This window comes from Lelliottia wanjuensis, from assembly GCF_030238365.1.
GTDB classification, from domain to species: domain Bacteria; phylum Pseudomonadota; class Gammaproteobacteria; order Enterobacterales; family Enterobacteriaceae; genus Enterobacter; species Enterobacter wanjuensis.
Map to the genome: position 1 here is coordinate 25851 of NZ_JASSOT010000053.1, position 25510 is coordinate 51360.

Consider the following 25510-nt stretch of genomic DNA (forward strand, 5'->3'; position numbering starts at 1 on the left):
CGGTAAGCGCAGCGCCACCGGGCACCCGTTTAAAGTGACCACAAGAAGCCCCATATATGAAGAATGCAACGTTCTACCTTCTGGACAACGACAACACCGCCGATGGCTTAAGCGCCGTCGAGCATCTGGTGTGTGAAATTGCCGCAGAACGTTGGCGCAGCGGTAAACGCGTCCTGATTGCCTGCGAAGATGAAGCGCAGGCGATTCGCCTCGACGAAGCGCTGTGGGCAAGGCCGCCCGAAAGTTTTGTTCCGCATAATTTGTCGGGAGAAGGTCCGCGCGGCGGCGCACCGGTGGAAATCGCCTGGCCGCAAAAGCGTAACAGCAGCGCGCGCGATATTCTGATCAGCCTGCGTATCGGCTTTGCAGATTTTGCCACCGCTTTCACAGAAGTGGTAGACTTTGTCCCTCACGAAGATTCTCTGAAACAACTGGCGCGCGAACGCTACAAGGCGTACCGCCTGGCTGGTTTTAACCTGAATACGGCAACCTGGAAATAATGGAAAAGACATACAACCCACGAGATATCGAACAGCCGCTTTACGAGCACTGGGAAGAGCAGGGCTATTTCAAGCCTAATGGCGATGAAAGCAAAGAGTCCTTCTGCATCATGATCCCGCCGCCGAACGTCACCGGCAGTTTGCATATGGGTCATGCTTTCCAGCAAACCATCATGGATACCATGATCCGCTACCAGCGCATGCAGGGCAAAAACACCCTGTGGCAGGCTGGTACTGACCACGCGGGTATCGCAACCCAGATGGTGGTGGAGCGTAAGATTGCCGCTGAAGAAGGTAAAACCCGCCACGACTACGGTCGCGACGCGTTCATCGACAAAATCTGGCAGTGGAAAGCGGAATCTGGCGGCACCATTACCCGTCAGATGCGCCGTCTCGGCAACTCCGTGGACTGGGAGCGCGAGCGCTTCACCATGGATGAAGGCCTTTCCAACGCCGTTAAAGAAGTCTTCGTCCGCCTGTACAAAGAAGACCTGATTTACCGTGGCAAACGCCTGGTCAACTGGGACCCGAAACTGCGCACCGCGATCTCCGATCTGGAAGTGGAAAACCGCGAGTCTAAAGGCTCCATGTGGCACATCCGCTATCCGCTGGCCGATGGCGCAAAAACCGCAGACGGTAAAGATTACCTGGTGGTGGCGACCACCCGTCCGGAAACCCTGCTGGGTGATACCGGCGTGGCCGTTAACCCGGAAGATCCGCGCTACAAAGATCTGATTGGCAAATTCGTGGTTCTGCCGCTGGTAAACCGCCGCATTCCGATCCTGGGCGATGAACACGCCGATATGGAAAAAGGCACCGGCTGCGTGAAAATCACCCCGGCGCACGATTTCAACGACTATGAAGTGGGCCGTCGTCACGCCCTGCCGATGATTAATATTCTGACCTTTGACGGTGATATCCGTGAAAGCGCGGAAGTGTATGACACCAAAGGCGAAGAGTCTGACGTTTACTCCGCTGAGATCCCGGCTGAATTCCAGAAACTGGAACGTTTCGCCGCGCGCAAAGCCGTTGTGGCTGCCATCGACGCACTCGGCCTGCTGGAAGAGATCAAACCTCACGATCTTACCGTTCCTTACGGCGACCGTGGCGGCGTGGTGATCGAACCGATGCTGACCGACCAGTGGTACGTCCGCGCTGACGTGCTGGCGAAACCGGCGGTTGAAGCGGTTGAAAACGGCGACATCCAGTTCGTTCCTAAGCAGTATGAAAACATGTACTTCTCCTGGATGCGCGATATTCAGGACTGGTGTATCTCTCGTCAGCTGTGGTGGGGTCACCGTATCCCGGCCTGGTATGACAACGACGGCAACGTGTACGTTGGCCGCACCGAAGAAGAAGTGCGTCAGGAAAACAACCTGGGCGCTGACGTCGCCCTGCGCCAGGACGACGATGTTCTGGACACCTGGTTCTCCTCCGCCCTGTGGACCTTCTCCACCCTCGGCTGGCCGGAAAACACCGACGCCCTGCGTCAGTTCCACCCAACCAGCGTGATGGTCTCTGGCTTCGACATCATCTTCTTCTGGATTGCCCGCATGATCATGATGACCATGCACTTCATCAAAGATGAAAACGGCAAGCCGCAGGTTCCGTTCCATACCGTCTACATGACCGGTCTGATTCGTGACGACGAAGGCCAGAAGATGTCCAAATCCAAGGGCAACGTGATTGACCCGCTGGATATGGTGGACGGCATTTCTCTGGCAGACCTGCTGGAGAAACGTACCGGCAACATGATGCAGCCGCAGCTGGCGGAAAAAATTCGCAAGCGCACCGAGAAGCAATTCCCGGACGGCATCGAGCCGCACGGCACCGACGCCCTGCGTTTCACCCTGGCGGCGCTGGCCTCTACCGGTCGCGACATCAACTGGGACATGAAACGTCTGGAAGGTTACCGCAACTTCTGTAACAAGCTGTGGAACGCCAGCCGCTTCGTGCTGATGAACACCGAAGATCAGGATTGCGGCTTCAACGGCGGCGAAATGACCCTGTCTCTGGCGGATCGCTGGATCCTGGCGGAGTTCAACCAGACCATTAAAGCGTATCGTGAAGCGCTGGATACCTATCGCTTCGACATCGCGGCAGGCATTCTGTACGAGTTCACCTGGAACCAGTTCTGCGACTGGTATCTGGAGCTGACCAAGCCGGTCATGAACGGCGGTAACGAAGCGGAACTGCGCGGCACGCGTAACACGCTGATTACCGTTCTGGAAGGCTTGCTGCGTCTCGCGCACCCAATCATCCCGTTCATCACCGAGACCATCTGGCAGCGTGTGAAAGTCATCAAAGGCATCACTGCCGACACCATCATGCTGCAGCCGTTCCCGGAGTTCGATGCAGCGCAGGTTGATGAAGCCGCAGCGTCCGATACCGAATGGCTGAAACAGGCGATTGTGGCGATCCGTAACATTCGCGCCGAGATGAACCTCTCTCCAGGCAAACCGCTGGAACTGCTGCTGCGTGGCTGCAGCGAAGCGGCGGTGCGTCGCGTGACTGAGAACAGCAGCTTCCTGCAGAACATGGCGCGTCTGGAAAGCATCACCGTGCTGCCAGCCGATGACAAAGGTCCGGTTTCCGTGACCAAAATCATTGAAGGCGCCGAGCTGCTGATCCCAATGGCAGGGCTTATCGACAAAGAAACCGAACTGGCTCGTCTGGCAAAAGAAGTCGCCAAAGTCGAACTGGAAATCGGGAAAATCGAGAGCAAACTGTCTAACGAAGGTTTCGTTGCCCGTGCCCCTGAAGCCGTTATCGCCAAAGAGCGTGAACGTCTGGTCGCCTTCGCTGACGCGAAAGCGAAGCTGATTGAGCAGCAGGCGGTTATTGCTGCGCTGTAATTAGCGCTGTGATTGAAAAGCCGGAGAAATCTCCGGCTTTTTTATTGGGTCTTATAAAATAATCCAGGGTGTCCATTCGGCATAATAAACCAATAACTATCGCAGCCATGAAAATGAAATTCTTCCCATCTGCCTTTGTCAAAATCCACGGAGAGTAATACCTCTTTCTCAAGGCAATTCTCGTTTGAATTATCTACTTTGTTAAAACAGGCTAAATCACCGTCGCCAGATTTATCACCGTCAATAAACCCGTCACCGATATCCCAAAAGGTAATATGGTAAGAGGAGGAAGCCGGGATATTGTATTTATTTTTAAGTTCAGCCTTATGATCAAGATACCAGTGGATTCGCCCCCATTCGGTTAAGGGCATGTGATCAACTACGATGTCATAAGCCTCATTATCACTAAACCCCATTTCACTTCCTTTATAAAGCCCCTGTTTGAAGCGAGGGTCATACTCAAATCGATCTCCAGCACGAATAATATTTACAGGGCGCTGCGCCCATAAGAGATAACTGCCTGTAAGAATTAGCACCGCACCTAAGAATATTTTACGCTTCGAATATGTCATTAATAGACTCCATAGCAAACATGAATATGGGCGTTAGACTTGATGAGATGCGCGTAATTTACATATGCGAACCGGATTGATAAACACATATCAAGGTTCATATTTCATCATCCCTATGAATAAAAACACCACCACACATAGAAATTATTTATTTCAACTTAAACACCTTCGCAAATATAAATTCAATCTACCAAACAATAATTCTCAGATAAACCATCAGCTCAGTACTCGGATAAAAATTCCCACATATGAATGATCCTCGCTTGCACTCCCCTTTCTGCGGTGCTATTAACTGCAGTTGTGTGTCAATTTTTGTCATGAGTAATGCTATGAGCGTGATTACCCCCGTCGCAGCCGCTATGCGTCGGATCACAGAGCAAGATAACGCCGGTATCGCCGCGGTGATCCGCGAAGTGTCGGCGGAGTACGGTCTGACGGCCGATAAAGGCTATACGGTTGCGGACCCGAATCTCGACGAACTGTTCCAGCTCTACAGCCAGCCGGGCCATGCCTACTGGGTGATTGAACAAAACGGCAGCGTCGTCGGCGGAGGCGGAGTCGCACCGCTGAGCTGCAGCGAGTCGGATATCTGCGAGCTGCAAAAGATGTACTTCCTGCCGACAGTGCGTGGGCAGGGGCTGGCGAAAAAGCTGGCGCTGCTGGCGATGGATCACGCTCGCTCACAGGGCTTCAAACGCTGTTACCTCGAAACCACCGCCTTCCTTAAAGAAGCTATCGGCCTGTACGAACATCTGGGCTTTGAACACATCGACGCGCCGCTGGGCTGCACTGGTCATGTCGATTGCGAAGTCAGGATGCTGAAAACTCTGTAAATCTCTTTCCTGCCCTCTTCTGTTAAGCGGCTGTAAACTGAATGCTCTACACTCTCAGTTCACACCAATACGGGGGAAAGACGATGTCGAAGATAAAAAGCTATGCCGCGCCGCAGGCAGGTGCAGAACTTGAACTGTACGAATACGATGCGGGCGAGCTGAAAGCAGAAGACGTCGAAGTGCAGGTCGACTATTGCGGGATTTGCCACTCAGACCTGTCGATGATCGACAACGAGTGGGGCTTCTCGAGCTATCCGCTGGTCGCCGGACACGAAGTGATTGGCCGCGTGGTGGCGCTGGGCACAGCGGCTCAGGACAAAGGGCTGAAGATCGGCCAGCGTGTGGGAATTGGCTGGACCGCCCGCAGCTGCGGCCATTGCGACGCCTGTATCAGCGGCAACCAGATCAACTGTCTGGAAGGCTCAGTGCCGACCATCCTCAATAAAGGCGGCTTCGCCGACAAACTCCGCGCAGACTGGCAGTGGGTCATTCCGCTCCCGGACAGCATTGATATTGAATCCGCAGGCCCACTGCTGTGCGGCGGTATTACCGTCTTCAAACCGCTTCTGATGCATCATGTCACTGCCACCAGCCGCGTCGGCGTCATTGGTATCGGCGGTTTAGGCCATATCGCCATCAAATTGCTGCACGCCATGGGCTGCGAAGTCACTGCGTTCAGCTCCAATCCGGCGAAAGAGAAAGAAGTGCTGGCGATGGGGGCCGATAAAGTAGTCAACAGCCGCGACCCTGAACTGCTGAAAGCGCTGGCCGGTCAGTTTGATTTGATCATCAACACCGTGAACGTCGATCTCGACTGGCAGCCGTACTTCGAAGCGCTGGCCTACGGCGGGAATTTCCATACCGTCGGCGCAGTGCTGAAGCCTCTTCCGGTCCCGGCCTTCACCCTGATCGGTGGCGATCGCAGCATTTCCGGTTCCGCTACCGGCACACCGTTTGAACTGCGCAAACTGATGAAGTTCGCGGGCCGCACCAAAGTGGCACCGACCACCGAACTGTATCCGATGTCAAAAATCAACGAAGCCATCCAGCACGTACGCGACGGTAAAGCCCGTTACCGCGTGGTGTTGAAAGCGGACTTCTAAGGCTGAATTGCCGGGTGGCGGCTGCGCCTTACCCGGCCTACGGTTAGGTTTTGTAGGCCCGGTAAGCGTAGCGCCACCGGGCATTTTTTACCTATCGCGCCAACGTCGCAAACACCTCTGCTACCGCCACCGCTCCCGGATCGGTCACCCCATCCAGATTTTCTTTATTCACATACGACGAACGCCCCGCTCCGGCTTTTTGCATGCTCGCGGTTGCTTCTGCCCCCTGCTTCGCCGCCTGCGCAGCAGCCTGGATATCCCCTTTTTGCAACGCTTCCAGCGCCGGTTGCAGCGCATCGATCAATGTACGATCGCCGAGATCCGCCCCTCCGTACTGCTTCATTTGTGCAAGCCCGCTCAGCAAAGCCTCCGCCAACGGTTTACCGTCCTGTAGCTGCTGCCCGGCCGCGGTAAAGAAGATCGACATCAGCACGCCGCTCGATCCGCCCATCACCGTCGCCAGCCGTTCGCCGATTAACAGCAGCAGTTTCGGCACGTCATTCAGCGGCAGTTGCTTCTCCTGCAACAGCTGCGCAATGTCCCGCGCGCCTTGCGCAAAGGTCGACCCCGTATCGCCGTCGCCCACTTTGGCATCCAGCGCATTCAGGCGATTTTCCAGATCGACCAGCGTTTGCGTCGCGCCCGCAACGAGTGCAGCCACCTGCGCATTTTCTGACGGCGTAGAGTCCACGCGATCCTGAATAGCCGTATGCGCCAGGGTACGCAGCGGCGCAAACGCCACGGGTTTTTGCCAGCCGATGGTTTCGACAGGCTCATTCAGCGCCTGCTCGAAGGTCTCATTCAGCCTGAGCAGAGATAAAGAAAAGCCCTTCATATCCAGCGAACTCACCAGCGGTGCAGGACCAATCAGATACGCGATCTGATCCTTAAGCGCCGAATGGGCCAGCTCTTTGGTCAGCAGCGCCATCTCCAGCGCCGACACGCCGCCGAGATTGTTGATCAGTACCGCAAAACGCCCGTCGCCTGCTTTCTCTTTGAGCGGCGCAACCAGCGTGTCGATTATCGCTTTGCTGTTTTGCGTATCGGCTACCGATGCCCCCGGCTCGCCGTGAATACCCAGGCCCAGCTCGACGTGCCCCTGCTTGATGCGCCCCTCTTCGTCGTCACCTCCCGGCAGATTACAGGTCTGCATCGCCACACCGAGGCTCCAGAGGTTATCGCAGGCCTGCTGCGCGATATCCCAAACGTCGCTCAGGGACTTGCCTTTCTCCGCCGCATAACCCGCGATTTTGTGGACCAGCGCCGTGCCCGCAATCCCGCGCGGCTGTTTGTTGTCCGGCAGCGCGATGTCATCGGCCACAATGATCATCTCGACTTTCAGCCCGTAGCGTTTGGCTTTTTCCGCTGCAAGACCGAAGTTCAGACGATCGCCAGTGTAGTTTTTGACGATCAGCAGGCACCCACGATCGCCCGTCACCGCCACGATGGCGTTCAGCACCGCATCCACGCTAGGAGAAGCAAACAGATCGCCGCACACCGCTGCGGTTAGCATCCCTTTGCCGACAAACCCTGCATGCGCCGGTTCGTGGCCGGAACCCCCGCCGGAAATGACCGCCACCCGGCTTTTATCCCAGTCACTGCGGGCCACCACGCGAATGGCGGGATCGATATCGAGTTTGACCAAATTGCCATGCGGCGCGGAGATCAGTATGCCTTCAATGGCGTCGTTGACCAGCTGTTTGCGGTCATTAAAAAAGAATCTGGACATAGCTTTCCAACTTTTTGTGAATCGTATGCAAAAGCATAGTCCGCGTTGGATATTGCGCCGCAAAGTCAGGAATTTACTGAGTCAAATTGCCGTCAGGTTGCCTATACTCGACGCAGGACAAAGAGAGGATGCGCACCATGAGTACACCACTGCTGATTGCCCGGACGCTGGATAAAGAGCTGTTCTTGCTGCCAGGCATGGCGAACCGCCACGGGCTGATAACCGGCGCCACCGGGACGGGGAAAACCGTGACCCTGCAAAAGCTGGCGGAGTCATTTTCAAGTATCGGCGTGCCGGTTTTTATGGCCGACGTGAAAGGTGATTTAACCGGCGTCGCCCAGGAAGGCACAGCGTCGGAGAAACTGCTTGAGCGGCTGAAAAACATCGGCGTGACCGACTGGCAACCGCAGGCCAATCCGGTGGTGGTATGGGATATTTTCGGTGAGAAAGGTCATCCGGTGCGCGCGACCGTCTCGGATCTCGGCCCGCTGCTGCTGGCGCGGTTGTTAACCCTTAACGAGGTCCAGTCTGGCGTGTTGAACATTATTTTCCGCATCGCCGACGATCAGGGCCTGCTGCTGCTCGATTTCAAAGATCTGCGCGCCATTACCCAGTACATCGGCGATAACGCCAAATCCTTCCAGAATCAGTACGGGAATATCAGCCCCGCCTCGGTCGGCGCCATTCAGCGCGGACTGCTCACCCTCGAACAACAGGGCGCGGAGCATTTCTTCGGCGAGCCAATGCTGGATATCAAAGACTGGATGCGCACCGACAGTAACGGCAAAGGCATTATTAACATTCTGAGCGCTGAAAAGCTTTATCAGATGCCAAAGCTCTATGCCGCCAGCCTGCTGTGGATGCTCTCAGAACTCTATGAACAACTGCCGGAAGCGGGCGATCTGGATAAGCCTAAGATTGTTTTCTTCTTTGACGAAGCCCATCTGCTGTTCAGCGACGCCCCGCAGGTGCTTCTGGATAAAATCGAACAGGTGATTCGCCTGATCCGATCCAAAGGCGTGGGCGTCTATTTTGTCTCGCAGAACCCGTCCGACATCCCGGATAACGTGCTGGGCCAGCTTGGGAATCGCGTGCAGCACGCGCTGCGGGCCTTTACGCCGAAAGATCAGAAAGCGGTGAAAGCGGCAGCGCAAACCATGCGCGCCAATCCGGCGTTTGATACGGAAGGGGCGATTCAGGCGCTGGGAACCGGCGAAGCGCTGATTTCATTCCTCGACGCCAAAGGCAGCCCGTCCGTCGTTGAACGTGCGATGGTGATTGCGCCATTCTCGCGGATGGGGCCGGTCACGGACGACGAACGTAACGCTTTGATCAATCACTCGCCGGTCTACGGCAAATATGAGGATGAAGTGGATCAGGAATCCGCGTTCGAAATGCTGCAGAAAGGCGTCCAGGCGAACACAGAACAACAGCAGTCCCCTGCGGCCAAAGGCGGCAATGTCGCCGTGGACGACGGTATTCTCGGCGGTCTGAAAGACATTCTGTTCGGCAGCACCGGGCCACGTGGGGGTAAACGCGATGGCGTGGTGCAAACTATGGCCAAAAGCGCCGCGCGGCAGGTGACCAATCAGATTGTGCGCGGCATGCTGGGGAGTTTACTGGGCGGTCGTCGCCGGTAGCGGGGAGACCCACGGCGTGCCGAGCGCTGAGCCTTGTACGCCGTGCTGATTCAAATAGCGATCCAGCTCGACCATCCCCGTCCAGCGGTTTTCGCACCACAGCGGCGCGAGGAGCGTTGGGCGGCGGGCGCTGGCGGAGATACGGTGGTAAATCACCTCCGGCGGCGTATGGCGAATCATCTCTCCCGCCGTCACGGTGTACTCCTCCAGCTCAATACCGTTTAACCGCCCGGCCTCCCAGGCTTTCGCCATAGTGCTGCCAGTAACGATATGTAGCGGATGGAGCTTAATGCCGTCGACGCCCGTCTCAACGACCCTTTCCAGAGTTTCCAGACCCTGCTGCTGACCTTCGCCCGGCAGGCCGACAATCAGATGTGAGCAGACTTTTAAACCGCGCTCGCGGGCCAGTCTTGTTGTTTTCTGATAGCAGGCAAAATCATGACCACGATTGATTCGGTGCAGCGTTTTGTCGTGCGCGGTCTGCAAGCCCAGTTCCAGCCAGACTTCATAGCCCAGATCTTTATATTCACTCAGCAGATCCAGCACCGCTTCCGGGACGCAGTCCGGACGCGTACCGACACACAAACCGACGATATTGGCCTGGCTCACGGCTTGCTGGTACATGGAACGCAGAACCTGCACTTCCGCAAAGGTGCTGGTGTAGGCCTGGAAATAGGCCAGATACTGCTTCGCGCGATTGACCAGGCTCGCCTGATGAGAAAGCTGGTCGGCAATAGAGTTGTGCTGCTGCGCTTCGTCGGCAAAGGAGGCAACATTACAGAAAGTACAGCCGCCACGCCCGATGGTGCCATCGCGATTTGGGCAGCTAAAACCGCCGTGCAGCGTCAGCTTGTGGACCTTCTGGCCGTAGCGGCGTGAAAGATCCCCACCAAACATATTGACTAATTTCTGTAACTGCATAATCTGATAGACCGTCCCGGAGAAAGGGGACAAGCCTGCCATTTTTAGCCTCTGTCGGCGATGACCTGGATCAATCGCCCTGGACGGCTATTATTCATTTGAATAAAAACTCATTATTACTGCAATTTCATTCATCATTCAGGCAATGACTTTTCCTTATGTTGCAGCGGATTTTTTCACTTATCGCCCCACAGCTGTAAAACAGTGTGATGATGCGTCGCCACTGCCAGTACCAGATTATTATCCTGTAAAAAATCCGCTATTCAGCATGGCTGAGGGATAATACCGCTTTCATATAGTGAGTCAGATCACACTCCCCCGCGCCTTACCCCTGCCTTTCGCCGATGCAAAACGCGTTAAATCTCTTTTACATTCAATGAACTAACCTTCCTTTAGCACATTTTTGCATACATAAGATTGCCATTTGACCTGTGTATCAATTCCCGATAAGTTGGAAATCCGCTGGAAGCTTTCTGGATAAGCAGCCTGCTTATCATATTTATGCAGTAATTGAGATTCCCTCTGAAGCAAGTCCTCAAACTTGTTTGACCTGTGCGAAAAGGAAATGAAGAGGGCGAATGCGAGGTGCGCGTATGAAACGCAAACCCCGTCGCCGCGCTCTTTCTGTGCCTGTGCGCCACGGTTCAGATGGGAATCCCGAAGAGCCTGGGGAGGTTCACTGATATGTTGTACGATAAATCCCTTGAGAAGGATAACTGTGGTTTCGGCCTGATCGCCCACATAGAAGGCGAACCTAGCCACAAGGTAGTGCGTACCGCTATACACGCACTGGCCCGTATGCAGCACCGTGGTGCAATCCTCGCTGATGGTAAAACCGGCGATGGTTGTGGCTTGCTGCTACAAAAACCGGATCGTTTCTTCCGCATCGTAGCGGAAGAGCGCGGCTGGCGTTTAGCCAAAAACTACGCTGTCGGCATGCTGTTCCTGAATCAGGATCCTGAAAAAGCCGCTGCTTCACGCCGCATCGTCGAAGAAGAACTTCAACGCGAAACCCTGTCAATTGTCGGCTGGCGCAATGTGCCCACCAACGAAGGGGTGCTCGGTGAAATCGCCCTCTCCTCGCTGCCACGAATTGAACAGATTTTTGTGAATGCGCCTGCGGGCTGGCGTCCGCGCGATATGGAACGCCGTCTGTTTATTGCCCGCCGCCGCATCGAAAAACGTTTGCAGGAAGATAAAGAGTTCTACGTCTGTAGCCTATCGAACCTGGTGAACATCTATAAAGGTCTGTGTATGCCGGCTGACCTGCCGCGCTTCTACCTGGACCTCGCGGACCTGCGTCTGGAATCGGCCATTTGCCTGTTCCACCAGCGCTTCTCCACCAACACCGTCCCTCGCTGGCCGCTGGCTCAGCCGTTCCGCTATCTGGCGCACAACGGCGAGATCAACACCATCACCGGCAACCGCCAGTGGGCGCGTGCGCGTACCTATAAGTTCCAGACTCCGCTGATCCCGGATCTGCATGACGCCGCTCCATTCGTCAACGAAACCGGCTCCGACTCAAGTTCCATGGATAACATGCTTGAACTGCTGCTGGCCGGCGGGATGGATATCGTGCGTGCGATGCGTCTGCTTGTTCCGCCAGCCTGGCAGAACAACCCGGATATGGACCCGGACCTGCGCGCATTCTTCGACTTTAACTCCATGCACATGGAGCCGTGGGACGGCCCGGCAGGGATCGTGATGTCCGATGGACGCTACGCCGCCTGTAACCTCGACCGTAACGGTCTGCGCCCGGCGCGCTACGTCATCACCAAAGATAAGCTGATCACCTGCGCCTCCGAAGTCGGGATCTGGGATTACCAGCCTGACGAAGTGGTCGAAAAAGGCCGCGTCGGCCCAGGCGAACTGATGGTTATCGACACCCGCAGCGGGCGCATTCTGCACTCGGCGGAAACCGATGACGATCTGAAAAGCCGCCATCCATACAAAGAGTGGATGGAGACCAACGTCCGCCGTCTGGTGCCGTTCGAAGATCTGTCGAACGAGGAAGTGGGCAGCCGCGAGCTGGACGACGATACCCTCGCCAGCTACCAGAAACAGTTTAACTACAGCGCCGAAGAGCTGGATTCCGTGATCCGCGTGCTCGGCGAGAATGGCCAGGAAGCGGTCGGTTCAATGGGTGACGATACCCCGTTTGCCGTGCTCTCCAGCCAGCCGCGCATCATTTACGACTACTTCCGCCAGCAGTTTGCGCAGGTGACTAACCCGCCAATCGATCCGCTGCGTGAAGCGCACGTGATGTCGCTGGCCACCAGCATCGGTCGCGAGATGAACGTCTTCTGCGAAGCCGAAGGCCAGGCGCACCGCCTGAGCTTTAAGTCGCCGATTCTGCTGTACTCCGATTTCAAACAGCTCACCACCATGACCGAAGATCACTATCGCGCCGACACGCTCGATATTACCTTCGACGTGACCGAAACGAGCCTCGAAGAGACGGTGAAAGCCCTGTGCGATCAGGCCGAGCAGATGGTCCGTAACGGCACCGTTCTGCTGGTGCTGTCCGACCGCAACATCGCCAAAAACCGTCTGCCGGTTCCGGCACCGATGGCGGTGGGCGCGATTCAGACTCGCCTGGTCGATAAGAGCTTGCGCTGTGATGCCAACATCATCGTTGAAACTGCTAGCGCCCGCGACCCGCACCACTTTGCCGTGCTGTTGGGCTTTGGTGCGACGGCCATTTATCCGTATCTGGCGTACGAAACGCTGGCGAAACTGGTCGACACTCACGCAATCGAAAAAGATTATCGCGCGGTGATGCTGAACTACCGTAACGGCATCAACAAAGGCCTGTACAAGATCATGTCCAAAATGGGCATCTCGACCATCGCCTCTTACCGCTGCTCGAAACTCTTCGAAGCCGTCGGTCTGCACGATGACGTCGCGGATCTCTGCTTCCAGGGCGTGATCAGCCGCATCGGCGGGGCGGGTTTCTCTGACTTCCAGCAGGACCTGATGAACCTGTCGAAGCGCGCATGGCTGGCGCGCAAACCGCTGGATCAAGGCGGCTTGCTGAAATACGTTCACGGCGGCGAATACCACGCCTATAACCCGGACGTGGTGAAAACCCTGCAAGAGGCGGTTCAGAGCGGCGAATACAGCGATTATCAGCAATATTCGAAACTGGTTAACGAGCGCCCGGCGGCAACGCTGCGCGATCTGCTGGCGGTGAATCCGAACGGCGAAACCGTCAGTATTAATGACGTTGAACCGGCGAGCGAACTCTATAAACGTTTTGATACGGCAGCGATGTCCATCGGCGCACTGAGCCCGGAAGCACACGAAGCGCTGGCCGAAGCGATGAACAGCATCGGCGGGAACTCGAACTCCGGCGAAGGCGGCGAAGATCCTGCGCGCTATGGCACCAACAAAGTGTCGCGCATCAAGCAGGTGGCCTCCGGTCGCTTTGGCGTGACACCAGCGTACCTGGTCAACGCAGACGTAATTCAGATTAAAGTCGCTCAGGGTGCAAAACCGGGCGAAGGCGGTCAGTTACCGGGTGATAAAGTTACGCCGTACATCGCCAAACTGCGCTACTCAGTGCCGGGCGTAACGCTGATCTCCCCGCCGCCGCACCACGATATCTACTCTATCGAGGATCTGGCGCAGCTGATTTTCGACCTGAAACAGGTCAACCCGAAAGCGATGATCTCCGTGAAGCTGGTTTCCGAACCGGGCGTTGGCACCATCGCCACCGGTGTGGCAAAAGCCTACGCGGATCTGATCACCATCGCGGGCTATGACGGCGGGACAGGCGCAAGCCCACTCTCCTCCGTGAAATACGCGGGTTGTCCGTGGGAGCTGGGCCTGGTGGAAACCCAGCAGGCGCTGGTCGCTAACGGTCTGCGTCACAAGATCCGTCTGCAGGTGGATGGCGGTCTGAAAACCGGTCTCGACATCATCAAAGCCGCGATTCTCGGCGCTGAAAGCTTCGGCTTCGGTACCGGGCCAATGGTGGCGCTGGGCTGTAAATACCTGCGTATTTGTCACCTGAACAACTGCGCAACGGGCGTGGCCACTCAGGACGAAAAGCTGCGTAAGAACCACTATCACGGTCTGCCGTTCAAAGTGACCAACTACTTTGAATTCATCGCCCGCGAAACCCGCGAGCTGATGGCGCAGCTGGGCGTGAAGCGTCTGGTGGATCTGATTGGCCGTACCGACCTGCTGAAAGAGCTGGAAGGGTTTACCGCCAAGCAGCAGAAACTGGAGCTGTCTCGTCTGCTGGAAACCGCCGAGCCGCACGCTGGCAAAGCCGTTTACTGCACCGAGAACAACCCGCCGTTCGACAACGGCGTGCTGAACGCGCAGCTGTTGCAGCAGGCGAAATCCTACGTCGATGACAAACAGAGCAAAACGTTCTGGTTTGATATCCGCAACACCGACCGCTCTGTGGGGGCAACGCTTTCTGGTTACATCGCGCAAACCCATGGCGATCAGGGGCTGGCAGCCGATCCGATTGTCGCGCACTTCAGCGGGACTGCGGGTCAGAGCTTCGGCGTCTGGAATGCGGGCGGCGTTGAGCTGTACCTGACCGGCGATGCCAACGACTACGTCGGTAAAGGCATGGCGGGCGGTCTGCTGGCGGTGCGTCCTCCGGTCGGTTCTGCGTTCCGCAGCCACGAGGCCAGCATCATCGGTAACACCTGTCTGTACGGCGCGACCGGCGGACGTCTGTTTGCCGCGGGCCGTGCGGGCGAGCGTTTTGCGGTGCGTAACTCCGGTGCTATCACCGTTGTAGAAGGCATCGGCGATAACGGCTGTGAATACATGACCGGCGGGATTGTCTGCGTAATGGGCAAAACCGGCGTCAACTTCGGCGCAGGCATGACGGGCGGTTTCGCCTACGTCCTGGACGAAGACGGTGAGTTCCGTAAACGCGTTAACCCGGAACTGGTAGAAGTGCTGGACGTTGAAACACTGGCGATCCACGAAGAGCATCTGCGCGGTCTGATTACCGAGCACGTGCAGCTTACCGGTTCTTCCCGCGGGGAGGAGATCCTGGCGAACTGGCCTGCGTTCTCAGCGAAATTCGCGTTGGTTAAACCGAAGTCCAGCGATGTTAAAGCACTGTTGGGTCACCGTAGTCGTAGCGCAGCAGAGCTGCGTGTGCAGGCGCAGTAAGGGGTAGCAATGAGTCAGAACGTATACCAGTTTATCGACCTGCAGCGCGTTGATCCGCCAAAGAAACCGCTGAAGATCCGTAAAATTGAATTTGTTGAAATTTACGAGCCGTTTTCAGAAGGCCAGGCCAAAGCACAGGCAGACCGCTGCCTGTCCTGCGGTAACCCGTACTGCGAATGGAAATGCCCGGTCCATAACTACATTCCGAACTGGCTGAAGCTGGCCAACGAAGGACGCATTTTCGAAGCGGCGGAACTGTCGCACCAGACCAACACCCTGCCAGAAGTCTGTGGCCGCGTGTGTCCGCAGGACCGTCTGTGCGAAGGTTCCTGTACGTTGAACGACGAGTTTGGCGCGGTGACCATCGGCAACATCGAGCGCTATATCAACGATAAAGCGTTCGAAATGGGCTGGCGTCCGGACATGACCGGCGTGCGTCAGACGGACAAACGCGTGGCGATCATCGGCGCAGGTCCGGCAGGTCTGGCGTGTGCCGACGTGCTGACCCGCAACGGCGTCAAAGCGGTGGTGTTCGATCGTCATCCGGAGATCGGCGGCCTGCTGACCTTCGGGATCCCGGCCTTCAAGCTGGAAAAAGAGGTGATGACCCGCCGTCGCGAAATCTTCACCGACATGGGCATCGAGTTCAAACTGAACATCGAAGTGGGCCGTGATATTCAGATCGACGATCTGCTGAAAGATTACGATGCCGTGTTCCTCGGCGTCGGCACCTATCAGTCGATGCGCGGTGGGCTGGAAAACGAAGACGCACCGGGCGTGTTTGACGCCCTGCCGTTCCTGATTGCCAACACCAAGCAGATGATGGGCTTCGGTGAAACCACCGCAGAGCCTTACGTCACCATGGAAGGCAAACGCGTGGTGGTGCTGGGTGGCGGTGATACCGCGATGGACTGCGTACGCACCTCGATCCGTCAGGACGCAACGCACGTTATCTGCGCCTATCGTCGTGATGAAGAGAACATGCCAGGCTCCAAACGCGAAGTGAAAAACGCGCGTGAAGAGGGCGTGGAGTTCCAGTTCAACGTCCAGCCATTAGGCATCGAGGTGAATGCGAACGGTAAAGTCAGCGGCGTGAAAATGGCGCGTACCGAAATGGGCGCACCGGACGCCAAAGGCCGTCGTCGCGCAGAGATCGTGGCAGGTTCCGAGCACGTGGTTCCGGCTGATGCGGTGGTGATGGCGTTTGGTTTCCGTCCGCACAGCATGGAGTGGCTGGCGAAACACAGCGTCGAGCTGGATTCCCAGGGCCGCGTGATTGCGCCAGAAGGCAACGAGAACGCCTTCCAGACCAGCAACCCGAAAATCTTCGCCGGTGGCGATATCGTTCGCGGTTCAGATCTGGTGGTAACGGCGATTGCCGAAGGCCGCAAAGCGGCTGATGGGATCATGAATTACCTGGAAGTGTAAAAGCGAACCGGATGGCGATGCCATCCGGTTTTTTTATGCGTCGAGCAAAGTGGCGCGCACTTTAACGACCACCTTCTTTATCTCTTCTGATTCCTTCACTGCGCAGCCAGGTTTATGCGGTTCTCCGGGCATAAAGACCGCGTACATACCGGGTTTCAAATCTAGCCGCTGCATCCCGTCGATAGCGCTACATAACTGATAATCGTCCTCGACATGTCGCTCCTCGCACTGACGCGCTGAGCCTGCCACACCGTACAGAATCCGCTCCTCTCCCGCCAGCAACAGCTGAATGTCGATGTATTGCTCATGCAGCTCAGCTTTTTTCTGCTCCGGCGGCTGCGTGGCAAACGTCATCACGTTCATAAAGATATCGTCGCCCTGCAGCTCGTAGCGGCCCGGCGCTTTGTCCTGCGGCCAGGCCGCGATGGCCTGCGTCAGTGCCTCTGCCAGCACGGGGTGTAATCCCGACAGCACACTGGCTTTTCCCATCATCATTGTTGTGCTCCTTGAGACAAAAGTGCCGCGCCCAATAAACCCGCATCGTGGCGATAAAAGGCCGGGCGAAGATTGACGTGATAAACCGGTGGCTCTTGCGCCAGAAACTCACTCACCAGTGCCAAATACCCCTGCGCCAACCCGACGCTGCCGCCCACGACGACCGTCTGACAGTCCGTCACCGCTTTGACATCGGCGATGAGGCGCGCCAGGGTCTGGGCAGAATGGGCCACCAGCTCACGGGCATGCGGATGCCCGCGCAGCGCATGGGTGAAGATGGCTTTGGCATCAACCCCCGCCAGCTCCCCCTGCGCCCGGGCGGCAATGCCCCGGCCCGAGGCGATCGCTTCCACGCATCCCCGGCGACCACAGCCGCAAACCGGACCGTGCGGATCGGCAAGCGTGTGCCCCAAATGTCCGGCGAGCCCTCCCTCGCCCGTCTGCAACTCGCCCTTCAGGACCACGCCGCCGCCGACGCCCGTGGAGACGGTGATGAACACCATATCCTGCGAATCTATCCCCGGCGCGTGATATTCCGCCCACGCCGCAGCCTGCGCATCATTCACCGCCATCGCGGGCAGGCCGGTTATCGACGCCAGCGTCTGCACCAGCGGGAAATGCAACAGCCCGCCCAGGTTATGGGGATTGATCGACACCAGCGTGCCTTCGCGGATAATCCCCGTTGAGGCGATGGCCACCCGCTTTGCCGATGCCATCACCGGTTCCACCAGCGCTTTTAGGGCAGAGCGCAGAGCGTCGGGGGTTTTGCTGGCAGGCGTGGGCATTTCGCACCGCTCACGGATCTGTAAATCGTCGTCGATCAGCGCGGCGGCCAGTTTGGTCCCACCAATATCGATAGCCAGAGTGGTCATTTCACCGCCTCGCGCTCGCTTTTGATGCTGCCAAAAGGTACGGCACCGCTGAACGGTTTACCGTCGATGGCATCGTGCGTGCGCAGCGCTTCCGGACGGATCCAGCGCTGGACGCGGGACGGCATATCCAGACCGATCAGCAGGATCACCACAAACGTCAGACCAAACGACAGAGATCCCAGCGCGGTGCCCAGTTCAAGACGCTGCGCCAGCAGTGCGCCGATAATCGGGGCGAGTGCGCCGCCCAGTGCGCCAACGTTATAGGTAAAGCCAAGGCCCGCCGCGCGCTGATCCGTATCGAAGTAGCCGCCAATCAGTTTCGGTAAGATCCCGGAGATCCCCTGCCCCAGCATCTGCTGGAAGAAGAGCAGCAGGCCAAGCACCCAGATATTGGACCCGCCGATCGCGAACACCGGAATGATCAGCAGCTGCGAGGCCAGCAGGCTGCAAACGTACGCCTTGCGGGTGCCCAACCAGTCGCCGAGGAAACCGCCGACACAGCAGCCCACTGCCGCGCCAAAACCGCTGAAGAACAGCACGTGCGCGACTGTCATCGGATCGTAGGCCAGATCCGTTTTCAGATAAGTAGGCAGCAGCGCCTGAATCGGCCATGAATAGAGGAACGCGAAGAGCACAACGACCATCAGAGTCACACCCGTCGGCCAGCGTTTGCCGCTGCTTTGCACCATAAAGCTAATGAACACGCAGGCGCACAGCAGCCCCAGAATCACCACCAGCCCGGCGTTGTTCAGCTCTCCGGCGAAGCAGAGCCACAGCGCGGTTCCGGCAAAAAGCGTCATCACGATATTGATGAGACGATACTTGCCGCGATAGAGGATATCGACCATCGTACGCACCGGCGCTTTACCCTCGTGCTTCGCTTTCCAGTCTTCCGCTTCGGGAATGTTTTTCCGCAGCCACAGGGCGAAAATGATCGGCAGGATGCCAATAAAGAACAGCGCACGCCAGCCCCACACGGGAACGACCAGGCTGTAGATCTGCGCCGCAACCACCGCACCGATGGAAAAACCGGAGATTAAAAATCCGCTGGCCTTATTGCGCAGATGTTTCGGCCAGCTTTCGATGACATAGGTCGCGCTGGAGCCGTATTCGCCTGCCATGCCCATGCCGATCACCATCCGGGCGATAAACATGGTGACGTAGCCCGGCGCAAACCCGCACGCCAGCGTACCGCAGGAGAAGAGGACGATACTGGTGATCATCGCCAGCTTGCGACCGTAGCGATCGCCCATCGCGCCCAGCAGCAGGCCGCCAAACCAGCGCGAGATAAAGGCGGCAGAAATCAGGCTGGCTGCTTCCACCGTCGTTAAACCAAATTCACTTTTGACTTCTGTTAACACCAGCGCGATCAAAACAAAATCAAAGCCATCGAGCAGATATCCCAGCCAGGCGGCGGAGAATGCGCGCCACTGTGGGCGGGAAAGATGGCGGTACCACGGGATGCTTTGGGTAGAAATACTCATAACACTCTCCCGACGAATTCTGTGTTGTATTGCCGGACGATGGGTTCACATCATCCGGCGTACGTGTGTGTTTGCCTTTGCCGGATGGCGGCTTCGCCTTATCCGGCCTACGTATATGCGAATCGATCATGTTTTGTAGGCCGGATAAGCGAAGCGCCATCCGGCAAGGAATCAGCGCTTCTCAGCCAGCAGTTGCTCTGCGAGGGCTTTCAGCTCCGGCAGGTACTGCTCCGCGACCGGGGCAAAAGGTTTACGGCACAGCGGAACGGCGACCACGTCCATATAGTGCAGAACGGTTTTCAGGCCACGGAACACGCCGACTTTGATCAGCAGATCGATAACCTTGTTGCACTCGCTCTGCAGACGCTGCGCGGTGGCGTTGTCCCCTTCACGGATCGCGCTGGCTATCGCCTGATAGCGCGCGCCCATGATGTTGTACGTGCTGCCGATCCCGCCGTCCGCGCCCGCCAGCAGACCGGAGGCGAAGATCTCGTCGTAGCCGTTATAAAGCACCAGATCCGGATGCGCGCGGCGGATCTGCTCCATCTGGAAGAGATCGCCGGAGGTCTGTTTCAGCGCGCCAACGCCCGGCAGCGTCACCAGCGTATTAATTTGATCGAGGGATAACTTCACGCCGCTCAGCGCCGGAATGTTGTACACCACCATCGGCAAACCATCCGACGAATCAATGATTGCACGGTAGTGGTCGCAGTGTTCTTCAAAGCTGAAGGGATAGTAGAAGGGTGTGACCGCCGACACAGCGTCGAAGCCGTTACGGCTGGCCGCGGCCGCGAGCTGCTGGCTTTCCGCCGTGCTGACGCAGCCGACATGGGCGATCAGCGTCACTTTGCCCTTCGCCTCTTCTGCCACGATCTCCAGCACCTGCTCGCGCTCGGCGAGGCTCTGCACAAAGGCTTCGCCCGTTGAGCCGCCCACGTACAGGCCGTCGATACCCTGCTGAATGTTGAATTGCACCAGACGGCGCAGGCTCTCTTTATCCAGCGCCTGCTGTGAATTGAACGGAGTCAGGAGTGCGGCCATCACGCCACGTAATTGCTTTGCCATAGATACCTCAAGTGATGTTTGGTCTGTTTATCGATATACCTTTATACCTGTTATACCAGATCAAATAATCAGCACCCCATACAGAACGCTTATATTGCGATCTGCTTCACTAAAGGATCGTTATTTTTTCTTTTTGGATCCCTGGCCGATGGCGTGCCAGGTGGCGGAAACGCTGTTGAGATGGGTTTGCAGCGCGCGGTCGGCTTCATCGGGATCGCGGCGGCGGATGGCGTCAACAATGGCGATATGCTGCTGATAGCTCACGTCGTTGTGCTGATACAGCTCGGCGTCGGAGACTTTCGGACGGGCGGCGATCAGCCAGTCGAGCAGCGCGACGTGGATTGCCATAAAGATTGGGTTGCCGGGGATCTCTGCCAGTACGCGGTGGAAATCGACGTCAGAGCGGATAAACAGCGCGTTATCGTTGAGGGACTGGCTGTTGATTTCCAGCGCTTTCGACAGGCGTTCCACCTGTTCGTCCGTGGCGTATTCCGCCGCGTAACGCACCAGGCTCGATTCAAAAAAGAGCCGCAGCTGTTCGAAATGGGTTATACCACCCGGCTGGGTGAGGAAATCCTTCGCCATGCCGGAGAGTTCGCTGATGATGGTGTCGGCTGAGGGCATTGAGACGCGGGCACGTTCGCCGTTGTTGATTTGCACCAACCCTTTGCGCTTCAAGGCGGCCAGCGCTTCGCGGACCGACGGGCGGCCGACGTTGAAAAACTCCATCAGTTCACGTTCAGAAGGGAGTTGTTCACCCTGGGCAAACTCCTGACGGCGGATCATCTGCTCCAGCTCTTCTTCCACCATATCGGAAAGTTTTTTACGCGCCAGCGGGCGACGACGCAAACTGCGACCAAGGGTTTCGGTTGAATTTTCCGCCTGAAGATCAAATGGTTTCATAAAGACTCGGGTCAGAAGAGTGACAATCAGTGACAACGATTCATCATAACACAGGATTTTTGGCTGGGCGAAAAGCCCTGAATAGCAAAACAGGCCCATCGGGCCTGTTCAGTTATTTCACAACGCGTAACGCTGGACGGCCACCGCGCGGCGGCGGATCGTCATCAGGGTCATTGTCGTTATCGTGATCCGGCTTGTCGCCATCGATGATCGACATGACCGTTTCGCTTTCGCTTGCGGGTGAACCGTCTTCATCGTTAAGGCTGGTGACATCTTCGTCATAAGCCGCTTCCGGCTCAAACATCGTACCCGCACCGTTTTCACGTGCGTAGACAGCCAAAACAGCAGCCAGCGGCACAGAAACCTGACGCGGAACACCGCCGAAACGCGCGTTGAAGCGCACTTCGTCGTTAGCCAGTTCAAGATTACCCACCGCGCGTGGCGCGATGTTCAGAACGATCTGCCCATCACGTGCGTATTCCATCGGAACGCTCACGCCCGGTAACGTCACATCCACTACCAGGTGCGGCGTAAGCTGGTTGTCCAGCAGCCATTCATAGAAGGCACGCAGCAGATACGGACGGCGTGGAGACAGCTGTGACATTTCCACAATCGTTAACCTCGACCAAGACGCATTTCGCGTTCCGGTTCTGTCAGAGAAGCCAGGAAAGAGTCGCGCTCAAACACGCGAGTCATGTAGCCTTTCAGCTCTTTCGCGCCAGGACCGCTGAACTCTACGCCCAGTGCCTGCAGGCGCCACAGCAGCGGAGCCAGGTAGCAATCGACCAGGCTGAACTCGTCGCTCAGGAAGAATGGCTTCTGGCCAAACACCGGAGCAATCGCCAGCAGCTCTTCACGCAGTTGCTTACGCGCCGCGTCTGCTTCAGAGGATGAACCGTTCACGATCACGTTCATCAGGGTGTACCAGTCTTTCTCGATACGCTGCATGTACAGGCGGCTTTCACCACGCGCAACCGGATAAACCGGCATCAGCGGCGGATGAGGGAATCGCTCATCCAGATATTCCATAATGATGCGGGATTCCCACAGGGTCAGCTCGCGATCCACCAGCGTTGGTACGCTCTGGTTCGGGTTGAGATCGATCAGATCCTGAGGTGGGTTATCCTTTTCCACATGCTCGATCTCAAAACTGACACCTTTCTCGGCCAGCACGATACGAACCTGATGGCTATAAATGTCAGTAGGACCAGAAAACAGCGTCATTACCGAACGTTTGTTGGCAGCGACAGCCATGAAAACCTCCAGGTATATTCAGAATATTACTGCTACCGGCCCGGGGGCCAGCCAGATGATTTGTTACCCATCCCAGGAACAAACTCTATCGCTCAAAAATCGAACAAAAGTGGTGTATTCACTGACATTTGGGCAGAAAATTGGATGATAGTTTACCAGATTTTGCAGGCTTTGTGGTGAGGGGATTCCGGAAATACGGAAAAAGAGCTGAGAATCAAATAAATACTGTGGATAACCGTCGGATTATCCATAAAAAAAACCCGCCGAAGCGGGTTTTTCGCCAATCTCTCTGCCGAAGCAGAAAAAAGATTAACGCTTGGAGAACTGTGGACGACGACGTGCTTTACGCAGGCCGACTTTCTTACGTTCAACTTCACGAGCATCACGAGTAACGAAGCCAGCTTTACGCAGTTCGCCACGCAGGGACTCGTCGTACTCCATCAGAGCGCGGGTGATACCGTGACGGATCGCACCAGCCTGACCAGAAGTACCACCACCTTTAACGGTGATGTACAGATCGAATTTCTCAACCATATCAACCAGTTCCAGCGGCTGACGAACTACCATGCGGGCAGTTTCACGACCGAAGTACTGTTCCAGAGAACGTTGGTTGATAACGATTTTACCACTGCCCGGTTTGATGAACACGCGAGCGGCGGAGCTTTTGCGGCGACCAGTGCCGTAGTATTGATTTTCAGCCATTGCCTATAATCCCGATTAGATGTCAAGAACTTGCGGTTGCTGTGCCGCGTGGTTGTGCTCGTTGCCTGCGTAAACTTTCAGTTTACGGTACATAGCACGACCCAGCGGGCCTTTTGGCAGCATGCCTTTAACCGCGATTTCAATCACACGCTCAGGACGGCGGGCAATCATCTCTTCAAAGGTCGCTTGTTTAATACCGCCGATGTGGCCGGTGTGGTGGTAGTACACCTTGTCTTCACGCTTGTTGCCGGTTACAGCAACTTTTTCTGCGTTCAGAACGATGATGTAATCACCGGTATCTACGTGCGGGGTGTATTCCGCTTTGTGCTTACCGCGCAGGCGACGAGCCAGTTCGGAAGCCAGACGACCCAGAGTTTTACCGGTCGCGTCAACAACATACCAGTCGCGCTGTACGGTTTCTGGTTTAGCTGTAAAAGTTTTCATTAAAAGCTTACCCAAATAAATAAGTTACACGTTGGTGAACACCCAAACGTTTTAAAAGTTGAGGCTCACACGACAAAGTCCGGCAAACCTACCCCTTCGAATAGCCTATGCCAGCACATAGAAAGTTTTGGGAAAAAAACCTTCTCGTAACGTGGGGTCGCAAGATTATAGAGAAGTCGAGGTCAAAGATCGACCCTTAAATGTGATTAGTCGCAAGGTTTTCGAGCATAGCCTCTGTGCGGCCTGATGCCCTCACCCCCAGCCCCTCTCCCACGGGGAGAGGGTAGCGTACTAAGGCATGTGCGCGCGCTTCAAATACTCCTCGCTCTGCATTTCCTGCAGGCGCGACAGGCAGCGCTGGAACTCAAACTTCAGCCGCTCGCCCTGATACACCTCATACAGGGGTACAGCGGCGCTTACCACCAGCTTCACATGACGCTCGTAAAACTCATCCACCAGCGCGATAAAGCGGCGGGCTTCGCTTTCCATCAGCGGCGTCATCACCGGAACATCAAATAGCATCACCGTATGGAACAGGCGCGACAGCGCGATGTAATCATGCTGGCTGCGGGCATCGACACACAGCGTCGCGAAAGAGACGGCCAGGGTCTGGTTTTCAACGCCCAGGGTTTGCAGCGGGCGGTGGTTAATTTCCAGCTCCGGAGCTTTGTCGCGCTTAGCACCGGCCAGGGCCAGCCAGAGTTTGTCCATCTGGCTTTGCGTCTCATCATTTAACGGTGACAGCCAGAGGTGCGCCTGAGTCAGCGTGCGCAAACGATAGTCCACGCCCGCATCGACGTTCATGATGTCGCAATGTGCTTTGATAGCATCAATAGCGGGCAGGAAACGCGCGCGCTGCAGACCGTTGCGATAGAGATCGTCCGGCGGAATGTTGGAGGTGGCCACCAGCGTAATACCGCGCGCAAACAGGGCTTTCATCAGGCCGCCGAGCAGCATGGCGTCGGTGATATCCGAGACGAAAAACTCGTCGAAACACAAAACGTCGGTTTCGGCTTTAAAGCGCTCAGCGATGATATCCAGCGGATCGCTGTGGCCCTGCAGAGCGTTCAGCTCTTCATGGACCCGCAGCATAAAACGGTGGAAGTGCAGACGCTGTTTACGGGTGCCCGGCAGGCTCTGATAAAACATGTCCATCAGCCAGGTTTTTCCCCGGCCTACCCCGCCCCACATATATAAGCCGCGAACAGGCGCGGCACTCTGCGGCTCTTTTTTTCCGAGCAATCGACCAAACGCCGCTTTCAGACCGCCGCTCTGCGCGGGGGCGGGCGTTTGTTGAGTCAATTCCTGATAGATAACATCGAGGCGATGAACGGCTTCACGCTGAACGTCATCGGGCTGGTGAGTGCCCTCGTTCAGGGCTTGTTGGTAACGCGATGTGGGGGACAGGCTTTGCATGATCTTGTTGTTATTCCTTCAATTAAACCTCGCCTGAGTGCGTGACTGGCGAAAAAAAGGCCGTTCTACAGTACGCGATGATGCGTCAGGATTCCACTTCTGAAGAAATAGCGGTTATAGTGGCATAATCAGGCACAGGCAGGAGCCGA

General features: G+C 56.5%; 20 protein-coding genes. 7 read left to right on the forward strand and 13 right to left on the reverse strand.

The window, feature by feature from the left end:
* Positions 1 to 56: 56 nt before the first annotated feature.
* Both holC and QQF33_RS07165 read left to right on the forward strand, forming a co-directional pair.
* Positions 57 to 500 (forward strand): DNA polymerase III subunit chi, encoded by a 444-nt coding sequence (holC, locus tag QQF33_RS07160; RefSeq protein WP_285157612.1) that lies wholly within the window; start codon positions 57 to 59, stop codon positions 498 to 500.
* Positions 500 to 3355 carry a valine--tRNA ligase gene (locus QQF33_RS07165; protein WP_285148129.1) on the forward strand — a complete coding sequence of 952 codons (2856 nt, stop codon included), beginning with the start codon at positions 500 to 502 and terminating at the stop codon, positions 3353 to 3355. Before holC ends, QQF33_RS07165 begins: the two co-directional genes overlap by 1 nt.
* Before the next feature lie 41 nt (positions 3356 to 3396).
* On the opposite strand, the gene QQF33_RS07170 is transcribed toward QQF33_RS07165, so the two are convergent.
* Positions 3397 to 3927 (reverse strand): DUF943 family protein, encoded by a 531-nt coding sequence (locus QQF33_RS07170; RefSeq protein ID WP_285157613.1) that lies wholly within the window; start codon positions 3925 to 3927, stop codon positions 3397 to 3399.
* Positions 3928 to 4256: 329 nt separating this feature from the next.
* On the opposite strand from QQF33_RS07170, the gene QQF33_RS07175 reads away from it, so the two are divergent.
* Both QQF33_RS07175 and ahr read left to right on the forward strand, forming a co-directional pair.
* Positions 4257 to 4760: a GNAT family N-acetyltransferase gene (locus tag QQF33_RS07175; protein WP_285153838.1), complete on the forward strand. Its 504-nt coding sequence runs from the start codon at positions 4257 to 4259 to the stop codon at positions 4758 to 4760.
* Positions 4761 to 4843: 83 nt separating this feature from the next.
* A complete protein-coding gene (ahr, locus tag QQF33_RS07180) occupies positions 4844 to 5863 on the forward strand; it encodes an NADPH-dependent aldehyde reductase Ahr (protein ID WP_285157614.1) in 1020 nt (339 codons plus the stop codon).
* A 91-nt stretch (positions 5864 to 5954) separates the two neighbouring features.
* On the opposite strand, the gene QQF33_RS07185 is transcribed toward ahr, so the two are convergent.
* The gene (locus QQF33_RS07185; RefSeq protein WP_285157615.1) at positions 5955 to 7592 is read right to left on the reverse strand and encodes a dihydroxyacetone kinase subunit DhaK; all 1638 of its coding nucleotides are present in this window, start codon (positions 7590 to 7592) and stop codon (positions 5955 to 5957) included.
* 137 nt (positions 7593 to 7729) lie between these two features.
* On the opposite strand from QQF33_RS07185, the gene QQF33_RS07190 reads away from it, so the two are divergent.
* On the forward strand, positions 7730 to 9232 hold the full coding sequence (locus tag QQF33_RS07190; protein ID WP_285157616.1) for a helicase HerA-like C-terminal domain-containing protein: 1503 nt from the start codon (positions 7730 to 7732) through the stop codon (positions 9230 to 9232).
* Here the strand turns inward: QQF33_RS07190 and QQF33_RS07195 are convergent.
* Positions 9209 to 10153: a TIGR01212 family radical SAM protein gene (locus QQF33_RS07195; protein WP_285157631.1), complete on the reverse strand. Its 945-nt coding sequence runs from the start codon at positions 10151 to 10153 to the stop codon at positions 9209 to 9211. The two genes, QQF33_RS07190 and QQF33_RS07195, sit on opposite strands and share 24 nt — an antisense overlap.
* A 684-nt stretch (positions 10154 to 10837) precedes the next feature.
* On the opposite strand from QQF33_RS07195, the gene gltB reads away from it, so the two are divergent.
* Both gltB and QQF33_RS07205 read left to right on the forward strand, forming a co-directional pair.
* A complete protein-coding gene (gltB, locus tag QQF33_RS07200; protein WP_285157617.1) occupies positions 10838 to 15298 on the forward strand; it encodes a glutamate synthase large subunit in 4461 nt (1486 codons plus the stop codon).
* 9 nt (positions 15299 to 15307) lie between these two features.
* Positions 15308 to 16726 carry a glutamate synthase small subunit gene (locus QQF33_RS07205; RefSeq protein WP_282491848.1) on the forward strand — a complete coding sequence of 473 codons (1419 nt, stop codon included), beginning with the start codon at positions 15308 to 15310 and terminating at the stop codon, positions 16724 to 16726.
* A gap of 33 nt (positions 16727 to 16759) precedes the next feature.
* On the opposite strand, the gene nanQ is transcribed toward QQF33_RS07205, so the two are convergent.
* The 10 genes from nanQ to zapE form a co-directional block, all read right to left on the reverse strand.
* Positions 16760 to 17221, reverse strand: a complete 462-nt coding sequence (gene nanQ, locus QQF33_RS07210) for an N-acetylneuraminate anomerase (RefSeq protein ID WP_285157618.1) — start codon at positions 17219 to 17221, stop codon at positions 16760 to 16762.
* Positions 17218 to 18093 (reverse strand): N-acetylmannosamine kinase, encoded by an 876-nt coding sequence (gene nanK / locus QQF33_RS07215; RefSeq protein ID WP_285157619.1) that lies wholly within the window; start codon positions 18091 to 18093, stop codon positions 17218 to 17220. Before nanK ends, nanQ begins: the two co-directional genes overlap by 4 nt.
* Entirely contained in the window at positions 18090 to 19577 is a 1488-nt protein-coding gene (locus QQF33_RS07220; protein WP_285157620.1) for an MFS transporter, read from the reverse strand. Before QQF33_RS07220 ends, nanK begins: the two co-directional genes overlap by 4 nt.
* Positions 19578 to 19748: 171 nt before the next feature.
* Positions 19749 to 20642 carry an N-acetylneuraminate lyase gene (nanA, locus tag QQF33_RS07225; protein ID WP_285157621.1) on the reverse strand — a complete coding sequence of 298 codons (894 nt, stop codon included), beginning with the start codon at positions 20640 to 20642 and terminating at the stop codon, positions 19749 to 19751.
* A gap of 120 nt (positions 20643 to 20762) precedes the next feature.
* Positions 20763 to 21545 (reverse strand): transcriptional regulator NanR, encoded by a 783-nt coding sequence (nanR, locus tag QQF33_RS07230; RefSeq protein ID WP_282491854.1) that lies wholly within the window; start codon positions 21543 to 21545, stop codon positions 20763 to 20765.
* A gap of 112 nt (positions 21546 to 21657) precedes the next feature.
* Complete coding sequence (gene sspB / locus QQF33_RS07235) at positions 21658 to 22155, reverse strand: ClpXP protease specificity-enhancing factor (protein WP_285148113.1); 498 nt, start codon at positions 22153 to 22155, stop codon at positions 21658 to 21660.
* A 5-nt stretch (positions 22156 to 22160) separates the two neighbouring features.
* Positions 22161 to 22799, reverse strand: coding sequence for a stringent starvation protein SspA (sspA, locus tag QQF33_RS07240; protein ID WP_100778703.1), 639 nt, complete (start codon positions 22797 to 22799; stop codon positions 22161 to 22163).
* A gap of 309 nt (positions 22800 to 23108) precedes the next feature.
* The gene (rpsI, locus tag QQF33_RS07245; RefSeq protein ID WP_064543072.1) at positions 23109 to 23501 is read right to left on the reverse strand and encodes a 30S ribosomal protein S9; all 393 of its coding nucleotides are present in this window, start codon (positions 23499 to 23501) and stop codon (positions 23109 to 23111) included.
* Positions 23502 to 23516: 15 nt separating this feature from the next.
* Positions 23517 to 23945, reverse strand: coding sequence for a 50S ribosomal protein L13 (gene rplM / locus QQF33_RS07250; RefSeq protein WP_095283609.1), 429 nt, complete (start codon positions 23943 to 23945; stop codon positions 23517 to 23519).
* A gap of 291 nt (positions 23946 to 24236) precedes the next feature.
* Positions 24237 to 25361 (reverse strand): cell division protein ZapE, encoded by a 1125-nt coding sequence (gene zapE, locus QQF33_RS07255; RefSeq protein WP_285157622.1) that lies wholly within the window; start codon positions 25359 to 25361, stop codon positions 24237 to 24239.
* Positions 25362 to 25510: the final 149 nt, after the last annotated feature.